Below are 18124 nucleotides of genomic sequence, written 5' to 3'. Positions count from 1 at the left end.
GATACAGAAGTGAAATAGGAAACTAACAAGGTAAAATAAAAAGGTAATTAATTTAGCAATTTATTACTTAATGAATGTTAACGGCGGCTTGATACCCCTCAACATAAGACAATGCATTTTGCTTCGTTTGCTCAGCTGACATGCCCGCTTTGTATAACCCGCTACCTAAACCAAAACCACTGGCTCCAGCATCTAAAAACGCTTTCATTGTACTTGGGGATACGCCACCTACCGGTAAAATCGGCATCTCTTTTGGTAGCACAACTGACATCGCTTTTAACCCTTTAGGGCCAACTGTATCAGCAGGAAATAACTTTAATGAATCTGCACCTGCATTAATTGCGGCGTAAGCTTCAGTCGGGTTCAAGAAACCAGGAACGCTATATAAAGACAGCTTTTTACTGTATTGGATAATGTCGATATCTGCATGAGGCGATATAATAATTCTCCCACCCGCCTCTTTGACTAAATCAACCTGCTCCTTCGATACTACCGTCCCTGCACCTATTACAACAGATTCACCATACTTTTCACTTAAGCGTTTGATGCTTTCATAAGGATTAGGAGAATTCAGTGGCACTTCAATTACACGATATCCTGCTGCTACAAGTACATCAGCTATAGCGATCACTTCTTCAGGAGTCACGCCACGTAAAATTGCCACTAAAGGTAATTCTTTTAATGCATCTGTTAATGAAATAGTCATTATCCTTTGTCCTTTGATGTTACAAGTTTTGCTTGTTTTGCGATATTTAACATGCCAACGGCAGACGCTTTCGAACTACTAACCGTCGTTGATAAATACCCCAATTCTTTTAATGCTTCGCTGTATAAATAATTAAGTTGTGAACCACCAATAAGATAAATATGTTCAAGATTAGGCGATGAGGTCAGTACTGCATTGAGTTCTGCTCCAATGAGTACACCAGAAATATAACTTGTGACATCTGATTCAGTTAAGCGCTGTTCTAACCTTAATGTTCTGGCGCTAAATAAATGATGTAATAATCCACCTTCACGTTGACTGGTATGAACGCCTTGCAAGAAGCTCGCAATATCAAAAGCCATTTCGTTATTGGTGTTGGCTAGACCTTTACCTAAAATGCTATGTTCAACAATCAGGTTATAAACCTCACCAGTCATATGCGTAGATAAATCATCAATTACTGCGTCACCCGCATCACTTTTTGCCATTCTGATCCACTTTGAGTGTGTACCAGGTAAACAAAACACGAGTTTTTCAAGTTGTGTGTTATTTAATAAGCCTAACTCTTGCTCCAATAAAGCCACTGCGCCAAATGCCTGTACTTCTTCTCCGCGCATGACATCGGGTTGTAAATGACTCGTTTGGCACTTTACTCCAGGCACAATGTGAATATTAAGTTGCGCTTGATTAGTCACTTTATGTAACTGTTCAGCCGCTTGCATGGCATCTGCTGGACAGCTGATATAACCTGCATCACTCCAGCCTTGCGCACTGCCAACCATTCCGGCCATCAGTATTGGTAAGCGGCTTTTGGTATTTGAACTGTTTTCCGTTTTGCCTTGATCATTTATCCAAGGACTTATCTGTTGAAATAAGGTTGATTCGAATTGCTCTTTGTCTAAATTAAGCATGCCTTTTGCTGCACTTACTTCAGATAATATTTGACCCCGTTGATCCAATAAGAAGGATCTAAAGTTACTACTTCCCCAGTCAACCGCGATTAACGCAGGTTGAGACGATGATTTTTCTATCATGAGAATGTTCTCGATATGCTATTAAGAGACTTCGTAATGCTTAATAAAGTCAGGATCTGGCTCGACTCCGATCCCTGGACCTTGAGGTAAAGCAACACTTCCTTGATTTTCTTTAACTTGTTTAAGAATGTTTAATGGCTCTTTTAACAAGTCTTCACGAAATCTATTTGGCGTTGTGTCATATTCGAGCATAGGTTGAACGGGATGGGCTGCACCAGGCAAATCGGGTAAGGCAGCCAAAAGGTGTAAGTTTGTGCCTACCGCAATGGCAGAGCCCCAAACATGGTTAATCACTGGAATAAAATGTGCGTGCGCCATTGCGAGCACTTTTTGATACTCAGTAATGCCACCGAGTGCACAGACTTCTGGCTGTAATAAGTCTACGCAGCGATTTTCAATGAGATCTCTAAAGCCCCAACGAGTAAACTCAGCTTCGCCACCAGCAATAGTCATATCTAAGGCTTCACATAAATCGCGATACCCTTGTTTATCTTCTGGTGCCACAGGTTCTTCAAACCAATAAACGCCGAGGTTTTGTAACTCACGTCCTAGTGGAATCGCTTCTCTTGCGGTGTAAGCATGATTAGCATCAACCATTAAACGCATGTCATCGCCAATGCCTTTTCGTACCGCTTCGACTAATTTAATATCGCGCTCAGGGCTTAATCCAATTTTCATCTTGGTTGCGTTAAAGCCCATTGCTTTTATTCTTGCACTTTCATCAGTAAATCGAGCTTCAAGATCATCGTAGCGCTGTAACATCATCCCATAACCATAAGCAGGGATACGTTCTCTAAACGCACCGCCAAGTAGCTTATAAACGGGTTGATTGTGGAATTTTCCTGCAATGTCCCACAAGGCAATATCGACACCTGATAAGGATTGGATTGGCATCCCTTTCTGACCATGATCTCGCATCAAGTTATAGACTTTGTGCCAAATCACTTCTCTGTCTAATGGATCCATCCCCAAGATCATTGGTTGGATAACTTTCTCGACTATGGTTTTGTTTGCAAAAGCGATCCCGCCGCCCCCAAAACATTCACCCCAACCTGTAATCCCTGCATCTGTTATAACCTCAACAAGGTGGGTTGTTCTTTGGGCGTAATATTGCTGTGAGTAACCCAATTCTTCTTCAAGATCGTATTGCAGTACGTGACTTTTTATTTCAATAATTTTCATGAGTAACTATCCTAAATACTGATTAAAGAGCACGTGAAATACGTTTGTAGCTAAGGTAATCGTCGAGCGCTAGCAACGAACAATCTACCCCAACTCCTGACTGCTTGATCCCAAAGTGTGGCAGATTAATCGCATATTTAATGCCGTTAACTTGCACTTCGGCAAACCTCAGTTCACTCGAAAAATGGGCAATTCTGGTTTCATCTTGGGTGAAAATATATGAGGTTAAGCCCGCATCAGTATCATTAGCATCAGCTAGCACAGCCTCATCGTTTGAGAAGGTTGAAATACAAATAACGGGACCGAAGATTTCTTCCTGATATATCGCCATCTTTGGTGTGACACCCGTTAAAATGGTCGGACTATAGTAGTAGCCAGTCTCTAATCCTTTTGGCTTTCCGCCACCTGTAAGTAGTGTTGCACCTTGTTTGATTGCATCCTTAACGAGATTATCAATACGAATCCAAGAAGCCTCATCCATCAAAGGTCCCATATCGATGTCTGCATTTTTATCGAAGCCGACCTTAACGTTGCTTGCTTTAGTCAGTAGCATGTCGATAAATTGTGCAGCGATCGTTTCATCCACAAATACACGGTTTGGAGTTACACAAATTTGACCCGCATTACTGAATTTAACGCCACTTATGACATCAGCAGCAGTATTTAAATCTGCATCTGCAAACACAATAGCGGGCGCATTACCACCTAGTTCCATTGAATATCGTTTGATCGATGTCGCACCGGTTCCGATAACATGTTTACCTACATTGGTTGAACCGATTAATGTTAAAAGTGCTGGAATAGTGGATGATGAAATAGCATCACCGACTTTATGATCAGGACCCGATATGATGTTAACAACACCAGCAGGCAAACCAATTTGAGCGCAAAGTTCACCTACTGCATAAGCTGATAATGGCGTTTTTACCGATGGTTTAATGACAATGGGACAGCCTGCAGCCATCGCAGGACCTATTTTGTAAGCCAAATTAAGTAAAGGAAAGTTCCAAGCTAAAAAAGCGGCAGCGACCCCTAACGGTTCACGTCTTAACTCATGTGAATGGGTGCCCTCTTTGTCTTCGAGCGGCTCTTGCTCCATGGTTAACATCGCATCAGCATAAAACTCTAAACTATCGACTAACATTTGGAAATCATCTTTCGTTGATGACCAAGGCTTTGCCATTTCTAGCTGAATACAATCTCGTAAATGCTGTTCATTTTCTACTACCGCATCACGGAGTTTAAACATCCAATCAGTACGTTCTTTAATCGATGTTTTCGACCAAATCGGAAATGCATTTTGTGCTGCCACTAATGCTTGCTCAGCATGTGGAATATCTGCAGCGGCGATACTGCCTACAGGTTGCAATGTTGCTGGATTAACAACATCTGTCGTTACATTGCTTGTTACAAGCTCGCCACCGATATAAAGTTTTTTATAAAGCATTAGTACAGCTCCATTTGTATCATTTTAAAACATTACTCGTTGTTAACTGCTTGCCTAGTTAGCGCAAAGCTAAGTCACCTATTAATAGGTCTCATCACAAGTAAAAATTCACAACCACATAACATGATAACTATTTAAACATATGATGTTTAAAATAACAATCCTATCGGCAGAGATTCTCTTAAAATTGTTAAAAAAATGTTTTACCCTCGATATGGGTTTTAAAGCAAGGTTGGTTAATAGCGTAAATTCAGACAGTTATTCAATAAAACAGCTAACACTCCAGCTGTGCTTGCCGCTCGAAGGAACCTGCGCATATTCATTTTTGGTAATAGCCTGTTGCAGTGAGTCATGCCCGCCTATACAGGGTTCCAGCCCAACAACATAGGCTGGCGCTAATGCACTTCCTGACCATCCTTGATAATTGAGCCAGAGCCCAACATGACTCACTTCATCGGAATAATATGAAAAGCCACAGCGCTGCGCACCGTTATCACGAGTCAGTGCAACTGTGATCAAGTTATTTCGAGCATTGTTATTCATGGGCTTACTAAAGAGCTTTGATGCAAAATGGCTTTGTTTGTCCATCACATAAGATAAACAACAATATTGAGAATATCGCTGATTATCGCAGGACTGACTCGCGAAGGGCTGATTTAAAGACTGAGCACCTGCTTTAAAGGTATGGTTTTCAATTAAGCTATCGATATTGGAAGGAGCGTAAGAGTATGGCCAATGAATTACTGACTCTGAATGATTAAAAAAACGATTAAAGCCATTATCTGTATAAAATTGTTTTACGTTGTCACTAAGTTGTATTTGCATGCCAGGTTGCGCAGCAAATATTGGATGCATTGACCACATATAAGGCAGTGGATTCAGACCAAGATTGACCAGTTGATAGTGAATAACAAATTCATGACTGTCTTTATGTAAAGTAATACTGCGAGTAAATTGATACGGCAGCTGCCTACCTTGGCAACATAAAGACAATGTCACACAGTTATCAGTTTCGATGATTTTAGTTATCTTCCAAGGTAAGCACCATAGTTCACCGTGATCTGGCAGCGCTAAACCCTTATAACCTTCTGCTGAGTAAATCTCTTGCTTAATACTTGGAAAACATTCATCCCAACCTCCCGTATCGAATCCATTAATAAAGGAGTCGCCATATTCTGGCACTGACATCTTGGAATAAGGTGACTGCTGCAGCCATTCATATTGATTCGTTAACGACTTTAACGAGATAATCTTAGCCCCTAATTCAGGTACAATGCTCATAGATACACGTGCATTAGCTAAGGTAATCACTTCAACATTGGTTTCTTTCTTGCCTGATAAAGCCTTTACGAAAGAACGAGTCAGCGTCAACATCAATGATAATTAATCGTGATAAATAACAGAACGTCCACCGTCAACAACTAAGCTTTGGCCAGTCATAAAACTTGAATCGTCTGAGGCTAAAAATAATGCCGGCTTGGCAATTTCAGCTGTCGTGCCATTACGTTTCAATGGATGTACATCGCCCATTGCTTTACGTGAGCCTTGTGGGTCATCGGTATTATCCCATGACTTGAATGCCATAGGCGTCTCAATCATACCTGGACATAACGCATTTACGCGGATATTAAACTGGGCAAACTCAACCGCCATATTTCTTGTTAACCCGATAACGGCATGCTTTGTCACTGCGTAAGGAAAGTAACCCGGTACAATTTTAAAAGAATGAACCGAGCCCACATTGACTATGCTACCTCGTTGATGCTTTTTCATGTATGGGTACACGGCTTTACTGCAAAACCACATTCCATCTACATTAACTGAAAAACTTTTTTTCCACGCATCTACGCCCACAGCATCTATATCATTGCCTGGACTTATTAATGCAGCATTATTGATGAGTATACTTGGCTCACCTAACTCTGCGACTGTATGAGCAACCATGGCATTGACTAATGTTTCATCTGAGATATCCACGGCAAAAAAAGTGACATCAAATCCTTGAGCAACAAGTTGACTTGCCACTTGCATACCTAGTGCTTCGTTCCTATCAGCAATACACACTTTAGCACCTTGCAGGCAAAACTCCTGTGCAATAGCAGCTCCAATACCATCTGCGCCGCCTGTAACAATCGCAACTTCACCTAATAAACGTTCAGACATAGTTATCTCTATTATTGTTTTGTGTTATTGATATTTCTTGTATGAGCCAGTTTTAGGATTAATGTAGCTCATTTCTTTGCCACTATTTTGCAGTGACCAAATCACGTTCAATCGCTTCAATCGTTTTACCTTTTGTTTCTGGCAAGATTAACCACATTACAATGCAGCCAATAAATGCCACGCCACCATAATACAAAAACGTATTGGCAGCGCCCATATTTTCTAATTGCCACGGGAAAAACTGCTGAATACTCCAACTTGATATACTTTGCACTAATGCTGCGAAAGGTAAAGCGACACTCCGTACTCGACTGGAGAAAATTTCAGAAAATATGACCCACATGATCGGGCCAATTGACATGTTAAAAGCAGCTAGAAATGCAAATAAACCGAACAATACAAAAGCTGGATTAATATTAATTGATGCGTTAATCACAGCGCCACTCACTAACGGCAACTCTTTTTTGGTATATACACTCGCTAAGTCAGCTTTGAGTTCAACGTCTGTTTGGTAGTGTTTACCTAATAACGGTAACAATTTATCGGCATCAACTTGCTGCTCTGCAACCTTTTCAATCACAGGTTGGTTAATCACGTAGCTTGCATTATCAAAACCATACCAAATAGAGACATGGGCTAAGGTAATTAACAACAAGCCAATCACGGTCAGCGCTTTTCGACCCAGTTTTTCAACGGTAAAAATAGCCACTAAGGTAAACAACACCGACACACTACCTAATACAATGGTCTGCAAAAAGGTGTTTTCTACACTCATGCCTATTTGTTCAAATACGGTAGGCGCATAAAATAGCACAGCATTCATACCCGTTGCCCCTTGAACCACCGCATAACACACGGCTATTAACACTAAAAACCGCATTGGCTTACTGAATAATAATTTAAGTTGCTGCATCACTGACTGGCTACTGTCTTGCTTAACAGTTTGTTTAATCTCAGCCATCAAAGGGGCAACTTCACCCTGCTCAGTAATTCTTTCAAAGACTGTTTGGGCTTCTTGATCACGTTGTTTACTGATTAACCACCGAGGAGACTCTGGGATGGTCAATAATAGTGAGAACCATATGATGTTAGGAATAATTTCGAAACCTAACATTAATCGCCAAATATTTTCATCTGTTAATGATTCAATGTTTCCAATTGATTTTACAAGGAAGTAATTAATAATAAATGCACAGAGGCTGCCTAAGGTAATTAACAACTGATTGACCGACACAAACTGACCACGCTGTTTAGCTGGCGCTATTTCGCCGATATACATGGCGGACACTGTGATGGAGGCAAAAGCAACCCCACCGATAAATCGGCCTACCACCAACATTTCATAACTTACTGCAAATGCCGATATAACTGTTGATAGTGAATACGTAAGCGAAATCCCAATCAGCACCTTTTTACGCCCAAAACGTTGACATAAACTGCCTGTAAAAAATAACGCTAGAATAACCCCAACAATCGCACAGCCCACAACATTGCCCGTTTGCAGACTGGTCAACTCAAATTGAGAACTCACATAACGAAGTGCGCCAGAAATGTTTGCAGCATCAAGTCCAAATACAAATCCACCGAAAGCGGCAATCATCGAAAATTTAATGGCTTGAATATGTTTATTCGTTTTTGTTATAGCGTTGTCTGCGGTTGATGTCTCTATCACGGTGAAATCCCCAGTTTTTTGCAGTCAGTTAACCTTGCTTATGTCTGGTAAATTCACTTGAGTTTCACCAAGGTACAATTTACTGATAAGAGGGTTTAGTTATAATTTATTAACAAGATTTAAACATATGATGTTTGAATAGGCAATATGTTTATGGGAATGTTAATAAAATTATTCCTGAGCTTAGAAAGTCCGGATTTACTCAGAGATAAAGGAATTCATCCAGGATGAGAATGACGAGATAAAAAAAACGGAGTCAGTGACTCCGTTCAATGAAAAAACAACAATAATCTAGGCAATGATCACAGCTGGCTCATATACGCCCTTGATCTGCTCAGAGACTAACAGTGTTGTGCCATGTTCATGCGGTAATACAGGCTCTTGTTCAAGTCCACATTGCGCTGTCGTCGTATATAGTTGATGGGCATTAGCGCCTCCGAAACCAGGACAAGTTGGCCGCAGAGTCCCCACATCAATGCGTGATAACTCTTCACCTGATGGTGAAATACACACCACACAAGCGCCATCCCATAGTGCTATCCACACATTGCCACTTGCATCAACAACAGCCCCGTCGGGTGAAAATTTTGTTGAAGAAAAATCTGCAAATAACGTCGGCTTAACGCCCGCTAGCGGTGCACCATTTTCAGGGTCTAGTTCAAGACTAAACATTTTCTGCGACTGTGAATCTGCGTAATATGCTCGGCAACGAGACTTATCAAAGCACATCCCATTAGGAATAGTCAGTTCTGAAATATATTGAGTCAGATCACCTTGATAGTAACGATAAAAACTGCCTTTATTGAGGGTTGCCTCGTTATCCATGGTGCCGATCCAAAAGCCGCCCCAAGGATCTGCCCTTCCATCATTACTGCGATTCGTTGTTAATGTATGTTCTACATTAATAATTAACACTGTTTTTTGAGTTAATAAGTGAAATTGATATAAGCCTGTTTCTGTGGCAATTAATAAATGGGCTTCATCAATCCAGCCAATGGCCGTGGCCATTTCGGCTAACTGATATTCCACAGTTTGTGTAGCACTCTTGCCTCTGATTAATTTATTGGGAAAATCAACCCAATAAAGCGTTTGCGTAAGTGGATGCCACAACGGGCTTTCACCAACATAGTTAATTCTTGCATCAAAAAGCTTACTCATAACATCCCTTGTAACACATGCTGTTATTTTGCAACATTCAATCAGTCCCTAGTCAAACTACCAATTGGTATGTGAGCCATCACGTTTGCTTAAATGCGGCGCTTCAACTTCAATCGGCGTCGCTTTTCTAAACGCGGCTTCATTCACTTCGACACCTAAGCCGGGTAATTCAGGTACCGTAAATTGAGGGCCAGATAAAGTATGCTGCACAGGAAATAGTGCCTTATCATGGGCTCCAAATGGGCTGAATGGCCCTTGATGGGTTTCCATTAAACTAAAGTTAGGTAAAGCTGCTGCAAAATGGTTGGTTGCTGCAGTACAAACTGGCCCTAGGGGGTTATGAGGCATGACATCAATATAATGCGCTTCTGCCCAGCCTGAAACTTTCATCGCCTCAGTGAGACCACCAATATTACACACATCCACACGCAAATATTGCGTCAAACCTTGCTCAATATAAGGCTTGGCGGCCCATTTAGAGCTAAATTCTTCGCCGATAGCAAATGGAATGTTTGTCATGCTTCTTAAAGTTTTGTAGGCATCAGGTGATTCGTGACGAATAGGCTCTTCAATGAAATCTAAGGTGTCTGGCGCTAAACGCTGACAAAATGAGGCTGTTTCAGCCACGCTCAACCTATGATGATAATCAATACCTAAGGTAATATCAGGCCCCAATATTTTGCGTAAGTCATTTAAACAGCGAGCTGTGCGGGTGATAGACTCTTGTGGTTCAAAGTAAACTGGATCATCAAAACGACTCGGTATCACTCGAATGGTCGTCCAACCTAACTCAACTAAGGCCAAAGCTTCTTTGGCAAGTTCGTCAAGTTTATCGGGATCAGCTTCTGTGTAACAGCAAGCAAAACAAGGAATAGTGTCACGCTGTTTGCCACCGAGTAATTGATATACAGGTACATTTAACTTTTTACCCAGTATGTCATACAAGGCGATATCAATTGCAGAGATGGCAGCGGTGACAACACGGCCACCTTCGAAGTAATGGCTGCGGTATAATTCTTGCCAAATACGGCCAATTTGTCTCGCGTCCTTACCTTTAAGGAAAGACGCAAAGTGTTTAACAGCCCCCATCACTGCATATTCACGATTGGATAAACCTGATTCGCCCCACCCAACGATGCCGCATTCAGTCACGACTTTAACAAGTAACTGATTTCTTGCGCCAACGCAGCCCAACAAGGCTTCTACTGATTCAATTTTCATTTATATTCACCGGCTTATTATTTTGTTTTTATACTTATTGAGTTGCAGGCTCACGATATTTATCCATTCTGTCTAAATCGTATTTTTCAAACTTACGCTTTAGTAACCATCTTGGGCGTTCAAGCGTTAATTCCCAATCGAATAATGACTTAAACATTGCTCTCACACGCTCAGGGTGTTTCGCAGCTAAATCGTGTTGCTCGCCTGTATCAGATGCTAGATTGTATAACTCTGCAGGTCTATCAGGGTAACGAATAAGTTTCCAGTCTTCGTCACGGATAACGGCTCTGGTTTCCTTTTTCCAGTACATGACTGGATGTGGTCGTGAAGTATTTTCACCATTAATGTACGGAACTAAATCCACACCATCTGTATCAGTAACAGTATCTAAACCACCCGCCGCAGCGACAAAAGTAGGCAGTAAGTCGATTGTGCTTACAGGATAGGTATAACGCTGATTTTCTTTAATTTTAGCAGGCCAACTCATAATAAATGGCACACGGATACCGCCTTCTAAGTGATTTGATTTTGTGCCAGCTAAAGGGGCATTGTTTGATGCATTCTTATCTGATGGCCCACCATTATCATTCGTGAAAACAACAATAGTGTTATCAGTTAAATTCAATGCATCTAGTTTGTCCATGACGACACCTGTTGCACGATCCATTGCTAATGTCATAGCAGCGAGTTCTTGATGTTTTCCTGTTAAATGAGGAAATTGCTTTAAATCTTCAGGCTTTGACTCAAGTGGAGTGTGCACAGCATTAAATGCTAGGTAAATAAAGAAAGGATCAGATTGGTTTCTTTCGATGAAGTCAGCCGCGGCATCACCCAAAATATCAGTTAAGTAACCTTCTCGTTCTTCAAAGTTACCCATGCCCTTTTCAAGTTGTTTATCGTACATAATGTCATTGATATCACTATGTGTAGTGTCAGGGTAAGGAAAATAACTGCGGTCGCCACCTCTGAAACCTAAAAACTCATCAAAACCACGATTTAATGGATGAAATCTATCTGCACTACCAAGATGCCATTTACCAAACACAGCGGTTTTATAACCTTGCTTTTTAAGATAATCAGCCATGGTTAATTGATCTAGTGGTAACCCCATTTCAGCACCATCTAAAGCTGAGTTATCACTCATAAAGCCAGGCACATTGATTTCTTCATAACCAAATCGTTGTTGATACTTACCTGTCATAAGCCCAGCTCTTGAAGGACCGCAAGTTGCATCGCTGACATAACCTTGCTCAAAGATAACCCCTTGCTGTGCAATATCATCCAAATGTGGCGTTTGCATAACCTTACTGCCCTGAAAACCAAAGTCTCCATAACCTGCATCATCAGCAAAGATTAAAATGATATTAGGTTGTTCAGTGACTTCTTCGGCAAAGGTATTAAAAGACAAGGTACTCGATAACAATACCAGAATGCCTATTATTGATGCTTTCATTTAGAAAATACTCCATTTCATATACACGATGATTTACAACTTCATGCTGACAATCGTGACTTACAAGCTAAGGTCTTTACGCCATAAACACTAATAAGGACTAACTACATGCCCAGCGACTATATAGATCGTGCTTAGAAAACATGACATTAATACCGACATCACTGTTAAAGGATTGGCGACCTCATATATTCAGCCAAGCCGCAACATATTGTTAACCTACCTTAAATCAACACTAAAACATAGCAATTTAATAAACATATGATGTTTGAATTTATAAACAATGTTTTCGAGGTTACCCAACAACTAGCAATATTGAACAACAGTAAATCGATTTCGCATGATGATGAAAAGTAACGTTAATCATTGAGCTTACTGTAAAAAGACATCAACAACCTGTCCTAAATTCTATCTCTTTTATTGATAAACCATCCTTTTTGAAATCTTTGCTTTTGGTTCTTATCACCACAATAAATTGATTTTTTTATTTACAAAAATACCACAAGCAAGGACAATTTCACCAATAAATAACAGAAAATCAATGCGATAGACCGTGAAAATAACAAAAGTTTAACATGTTGCACATTTAAACATCATATGTTTAAATACTTCATATGAACTGTATTGCCTGTTTTTTATACATATACCAACAAGCAGGTTTTAATACATCGTGAACAGTTAGTCGTCGTTTACTCGGTTCATTTTGTATGGGGGGGGAAGTCACATTCCCGCAATGAGACATAAATAATAAATACACGGAGTAAGAAAATGCCGAAATATAGTAAATTGCACAAAGCAATATTGCTGGCTGGTTGTTCTTTTGCAGCCACATCAAGCAATCTATATGCGCAGGATGGAACGGATAATGCTGAACAGGCCGCTTCAACAAAAGATATTGAAGTCATCATGGTCAGCGCGCAAAAGCGTGAACAAGCATTAAAAGATGTTCCTGTTTCTATTGAAGTACTCGATGGCGACTTAGTTCAAGAGTTAGGCGTACAAAATGGCTTTGATCTTGTTAAATACCTACCAGGTTTTGGTATTGATGAAAGCAGTGAAATCCGAACAACTACACTAAAATCACGTGGTATTGGAACATTCACTAACTCTATTGGTTTGCAATCATCAAATTTAGTAGTCATTGATGGTGAAGTTTTACCTCGACAGTCAATGCTTAACCTCGCGGTCGCTGATGTCGAACGTGTTGAAGCTTTACGTGGTCCACAAGGTACCCTATTCGGCCAAAATACCTCGACGGGTATGCTGCATTATGTCACCAAAAAACCAAACTTAAATGCTGTTGGCGGCAATATCCGAACTGAAGTCACTCAAGATAACGGTATTGATGTTAGTGGTGTAGTAAATGTACCGATCGGTGATAATTGGGCATTCAGAATGAATGCACAATGGAGTGAAGTTGATGGTTGGATCGACAATACCATGCCAGGTCATGAAGACTACAAAATCGGTGAACAAGATAAATCAGGACTTCGTGGTCAACTGTTATATGACGACGGCGAAGACTTTAATATTTTATTCCGTGCAGAATATGCTGAAACAGATACCAACTGTTGTTCTATGACTCAAATTGGACCTGTAAACCCAGATTACGGGCCAAGACCTATTATTAACGTGAAAGATGACGGTACTATCGAAGGGACAACCTACAACCGTATTAATTCATCTAAATCATTTGATGATGTTGGAAAACCAGTTACTGCACGTAACCCAGAAGCGAACTATGGTTCCACTGAAAATTTAGGTTTTTCTATCGCAGCTGATTATTATCTGAATGACGATCTTACCTTATCGTATAACGGTAGCTACCGTGATTTTGACTTATATAATAGCTCTGGATTCTTCACTCTAAACTTCCCATTAGAGCGCTCAGCCTTTGGTGGTAATGAATCTGTCGATGTGAGCCAACACGAAATACGCTTAAGCTCTTTTGATAATGAAAAGTTTGATTGGATTGTCGGTTTGTTCTACCACAATACTGAAGGTCAACGTTCTGAAAACCGTGATGGCTGTATCGCAGGTAACTTCGGTTTTATTAACGGTGGTGAGTTATCTGGTTGTTATGACCGTCAATCTACCCGTAACTTCTTAAGTATGTATGAAGGTCAAGTATTCGATGAAAGCATGATGGCTGACTTAACCCCAGGGCGTTTATTATCTGGTGGTAATTTCACAACGAATTTCGAAAACTACGCAATTTTTGGTCAATTTGAATATCAAATTACTGACCAGCTTGATGCAACTTTTGGTTTCCGTGCATTACATGAAAACGGTGAAGCAACATTTGAGCGTACAGACTTGTTCACTCCTGCTGATGGTATCGGAATGGATACATACGCCGATGTATTAGCCATGTCGCAAACTGACCCATCATTAATTAAACGTCAAACTGAAAAAACAACGTTTTCTGATTCAGATGATGCCTTTATCTATAAAGCAGTTATCGGCTACGACTTTACTCGCTCTATCCGAGGTTACGTCAACTATTCGACTGGTTACAAAGGTGCATCTTACTTTGTAACAACGAATACGAATCCAGCTGATGCCGATCAATTCCCAACTAAACCCGAACAATCTACTAACTTTGAAGTTGGTTTACGTTCAGGCTTCTTCGATAATGATGTGTTATTTAACATCACCTACTTTGATATGACTGTTGAAGATTATCAAGTTCGTGCAACACGTGTTATTGACGAAGAAAACGGCGTTGTGTTTGCAGGTTATGTTAATGCGAATGAAGCACGCTCTACTGGTTTTGAAGCCGATGCTATTGTCGATATCACCGAAGATCTTCGTTGGACAGCAAGTTACGCTATCTTTGATGCACGTTATGAAGACTTTTCTGATACGCCAATCAACTGTCCTGCTGGTGACGGTGGAGAGTTAGCAGATCGTTGTACTACTGATCCAGTAACAGGTTTACAACGCTTCGATCAAACCGGTCTTTCATTCCCGAATAATGCCGAGCAGCAATTGTTCAGTACGCTTAAATACTCTACCGAGTTCGGTAATACTGGTTGGAACGGTAGCTTACAAGCTAACTGGCGTTATAACGGTGCACATACTCAATCAATTAATGAATTAGCACTAAATCAAAGTGCTAACCCATCATCAAGTATTTGGGATCTGTACTTTAACTTTGGCCAAGATAATTTACGTTTCAGTTTATACGTGAAAAACTTATTTGACCAAGCTTACACTACACGTCAAAACACCAACCAAGAAGGTTACGGTCAAGGGTTCTACCCACGTGATTGGAATCGCTTTTATGGTGGCAGTGTTCAGTATATTTTCTAAGTTGACACTGATTTAACTAAAGTCACATTTGCTACATAGCTAACTTTGTGGAGGCTGCCCCAACAGCCTCCAAATAATAAGGTTACATTCCTTATTAAAGGGGCCAGCTAAATGATGACAACTGAGTTATTTAACCGCTGTATTTAAGCAATCGACAATGTATTTTGCATCCCTTTCTGCAACTTTCGTTGTCGATTTTTCTTTAAATATCATAATGTAATTTTAATATTCAACCTTCTGGTGTATTACCTTCATTAAGACTTGTATTTATTCTTTACCGTCTTAAATTAATAGGTTTTACTCGATAGCATCACGTTATTGTTTGCCAGTATGGGTATCACTCGGTATCCGCCCTTCTGTTCAGTTTTAACGAATAAGCATGTAAGCTTTCTGAGCGACTCCCCGCGTAAAGTCAGCTTCATGCTTATTGGTTACTGGTTCGGTTTTAATTATTGAAAAACCGAGTTAATGAGTCACAGTATTTACTGGCTAAATTCAGTTAATTACAATGAGTCCTAACCCGCTTATAATTAACCTTTACTAGTTTTAATGAACATGACGTTTTCACATTGACCCATGTTGTTATTTCTTAACGAGAGTGCTGAATAGACTATGACCAACTTAGTATTAGATCCCACAGATTTTGCCATATTATCGTTATTACAAACCCATGGCAGGCTCTCAAATCAAGATCTAGCTGCAAAGGTTAATTTGTCACCTTCTCCTTGCTCAAGGCGAGTTAAATCTCTTGAAGAGGCGGGTTATATCAATGGTTATGCAACATTACTCAATCCTGAACAATTTAACCTAAAACTCACCGTTTATATCCAAGTCAGACTTGCCAAACATGCGAGTGACGTATTAAACGCATTTGAGTTATTCATTAGTGAGTATGATGAAGTGCAAGAATGCTGTCTGATCACGGGCAGTGAGGCTGACTATCAACTCAAAGTCTTAGTTAAGGATATGGAAGATTATAAAGAGTTCTTACTTAATAAGTTGACCACAAACCCGCATATTGTGGGTATTCAATCCAGTTTTGTACTCAAAAAAGTAAAAAGTACCACTGCAATTCCTATGGGTTGACCCTGCCCTTTGTGAAGTAACTCTCACTTTGCCTAAGTCACTTAACTCAAATTAAATTGCGTCAGTTAACGCAATTGATAAAAACATAACAACAAATTGCTAGGGTTAGCCAAATAAAAGAATTTTATTTCAAAAAATAGAATCTAAACATATCATTTATTGCTCATTAACTTATCGACCAAGCTATTTTATTCATTGACCCATTATTGATTTTCACTATGATGCGCTCTCTTTTTTAACATATAGAGTTAAGCGTAAGCATGAGCGTGAATACAAGCGGACAATTTAGTTCAAGAATCGGTTTTATTATGGCTGCAGCAGGTTCAGCTGTAGGAGTGGGCAATATCTGGGGGTTTCCAACACAAGCGGCGACCTACGGCGGTGGTGCATTTTTGTTAGTTTACGCGTTACTGATCGTATTGCTGGGTTACCCGATGTTGATGGCGGAATTAATGGTCGGTCGTCATGGTCAAACTAACCCAGCTGATGCAATGGCAAAACTTGGCTCAAATGCCCTTTCAAGAAAAATAGGTAAAGCCATTGGCTTTGTTTCCATCATTACCGCTACGCTCATTTGTACTTTTTACAGTATTTTATCTGGTTGGTTTGTTAGTTTTGCATTAGCCCCCCTTGCAGAACTCACTCAACAGCAATCACTTTCTGCTTGGCTCACCGAATTTTCAGTATCACATAATTTAGTGTTCACATTAGTGTTTATTGCATTAGTTATCTTAGTCATTAGACAAGGTGTACAACAGGGTATTGAACGCTGGTCAAAAAGATTAATGCCACTACTGTTAATCATGCTTATTGCTGGTGCAATGTATATCTTGAGTCAGCCTGGTGCAATTGAGGGATTAAAAGCCTTATTGGTACCCGATTTTACTATGGTATTTCATACTGATGTTTTGGTTAGCGCACTAGGGCAAACCTTTTTTTCATTATCTGTGGGTACGGGCGCAATGATGGTTTATGGCGCTTACTTAAATAAACAAGAAAATTTAGCCAAGCTTACTGCATACGTGACTCTCACGGACACCTCAGTAGCATTTCTGGCCGCGCTGATGATTATTCCAGCAATGTATGTCGCACAACATAATGGGATTCAAATATTTGCAGAAAACGGCAGTTTACTTAATTCTGATACATTAGTGTTCACAGTATTACCGGCATTATTCGACTCAATTGGCGGGTATAGTCAATATATACTGGCAATTATATTCTTCGCCTTAATGACCATAGCAGGCTTAACGTCAGCGATATCTATTGTAGAAGTACCCACCAGTTACATAGTAGAAAAAACCACTATCAGCCGAAATAAGGCGACATTATTGGTCGGCGGGGTTATTGCAATCCTTGCCTCATTAATCGTGTTTAACTTTTCTAGTTTATTTGGTTTTATTATTACCATGACAACTGAAAGAGCTCAGCCATTAATTGCTTTGGGTATTGCGGTATCTGTTGGCTGGGTATGGCATAGAAATGATTTATTAAAAGATATTGCTAATCAAGAAGGCGTAGATGCGGATAGCTTGTTCTGGCGAGTATGGCCTGTATACGTCAAATTTATTTGTCCACTGCTCATTATCGTTATCATTATGCAGCTAGTTAACTAACGCAATCATTCGCGGCATAGGCATCAGTCTCAGATTTACATGCAGACTCATGTCTATGCCGCTTTGTCTTG

The 18124-nt window shown here is 40.2% G+C and carries 13 protein-coding genes; 3 read left to right on the top strand and 10 right to left on the bottom strand.

Annotated elements, in window-relative coordinates:
- Positions 1-67 precede the first annotated feature (67 nt).
- The 10 genes from J8L86_RS17415 to J8L86_RS17370 all read right to left on the bottom strand — a co-directional run bounded on the left by J8L86_RS17415 (position 68) and on the right by J8L86_RS17370 (position 12036).
- Positions 68-706, bottom strand: a complete 639-nt coding sequence (locus tag J8L86_RS17415; RefSeq protein WP_231919033.1) for a 2-dehydro-3-deoxy-6-phosphogalactonate aldolase — start codon at positions 704-706, stop codon at positions 68-70.
- A complete protein-coding gene (locus J8L86_RS17410) occupies positions 706-1740 on the bottom strand; it encodes a 2-dehydro-3-deoxygalactonokinase (protein ID WP_211031153.1) in 1035 nt (344 codons plus the stop codon). The genes J8L86_RS17415 and J8L86_RS17410 overlap by 1 nt, the downstream gene beginning before the upstream one ends.
- A gap of 21 nt (positions 1741-1761) precedes the next feature.
- Positions 1762-2922, bottom strand: coding sequence for a mandelate racemase/muconate lactonizing enzyme family protein (locus J8L86_RS17405; protein ID WP_055024027.1), 1161 nt, complete (start codon positions 2920-2922; stop codon positions 1762-1764).
- 22 nt (positions 2923-2944) lie between these two features.
- Entirely contained in the window at positions 2945-4369 is a 1425-nt protein-coding gene (locus J8L86_RS17400; RefSeq protein WP_211031152.1) for an aldehyde dehydrogenase family protein, read from the bottom strand.
- 258 nt (positions 4370-4627) lie between these two features.
- Positions 4628-5743, bottom strand: a complete 1116-nt coding sequence (locus J8L86_RS17395; protein WP_211031151.1) for a hypothetical protein — start codon at positions 5741-5743, stop codon at positions 4628-4630.
- 9 nt (positions 5744-5752) lie between these two features.
- On the bottom strand, positions 5753-6532 hold the full coding sequence (locus tag J8L86_RS17390) for a glucose 1-dehydrogenase (RefSeq protein ID WP_211031150.1): 780 nt from the start codon (positions 6530-6532) through the stop codon (positions 5753-5755).
- Positions 6533-6614: 82 nt separating this feature from the next.
- Entirely contained in the window at positions 6615-8204 is a 1590-nt protein-coding gene (locus J8L86_RS17385; RefSeq protein WP_348772662.1) for an MFS transporter, read from the bottom strand.
- A gap of 291 nt (positions 8205-8495) precedes the next feature.
- The gene (locus J8L86_RS17380) at positions 8496-9362 is read right to left on the bottom strand and encodes an SMP-30/gluconolactonase/LRE family protein (RefSeq protein WP_065108163.1); all 867 of its coding nucleotides are present in this window, start codon (positions 9360-9362) and stop codon (positions 8496-8498) included.
- Positions 9363-9419: 57 nt separating this feature from the next.
- The gene (locus J8L86_RS17375; RefSeq protein WP_211031149.1) at positions 9420-10583 is read right to left on the bottom strand and encodes a mandelate racemase/muconate lactonizing enzyme family protein; all 1164 of its coding nucleotides are present in this window, start codon (positions 10581-10583) and stop codon (positions 9420-9422) included.
- 34 nt (positions 10584-10617) lie between these two features.
- Positions 10618-12036 carry a sulfatase-like hydrolase/transferase gene (locus J8L86_RS17370; RefSeq protein ID WP_211031148.1) on the bottom strand — a complete coding sequence of 473 codons (1419 nt, stop codon included), beginning with the start codon at positions 12034-12036 and terminating at the stop codon, positions 10618-10620.
- 768 nt (positions 12037-12804) lie between these two features.
- Here J8L86_RS17370 and J8L86_RS17365 point away from each other — a divergent pair.
- The 3 genes from J8L86_RS17365 to J8L86_RS17355 all read left to right on the top strand — a co-directional run bounded on the left by J8L86_RS17365 (position 12805) and on the right by J8L86_RS17355 (position 18053).
- Complete coding sequence (locus J8L86_RS17365) at positions 12805-15351, top strand: TonB-dependent receptor (protein WP_055024034.1); 2547 nt, start codon at positions 12805-12807, stop codon at positions 15349-15351.
- A gap of 612 nt (positions 15352-15963) precedes the next feature.
- On the top strand, positions 15964-16437 hold the full coding sequence (locus J8L86_RS17360; protein WP_055024035.1) for an Lrp/AsnC family transcriptional regulator: 474 nt from the start codon (positions 15964-15966) through the stop codon (positions 16435-16437).
- A gap of 260 nt (positions 16438-16697) precedes the next feature.
- A complete protein-coding gene (locus tag J8L86_RS17355) occupies positions 16698-18053 on the top strand; it encodes a sodium-dependent transporter (RefSeq protein WP_211031147.1) in 1356 nt (451 codons plus the stop codon).
- Positions 18054-18124: the final 71 nt, after the last annotated feature.

It is taken from the genome of Shewanella sp. MMG014 (assembly GCF_018100775.1).
GTDB lineage: Bacteria > Pseudomonadota > Gammaproteobacteria > Enterobacterales > Shewanellaceae > Shewanella > Shewanella japonica.
The sequence above is the reverse complement of the archived record's forward strand: the minus strand, read 5'-3'. Positions and strand labels throughout refer to the sequence as shown.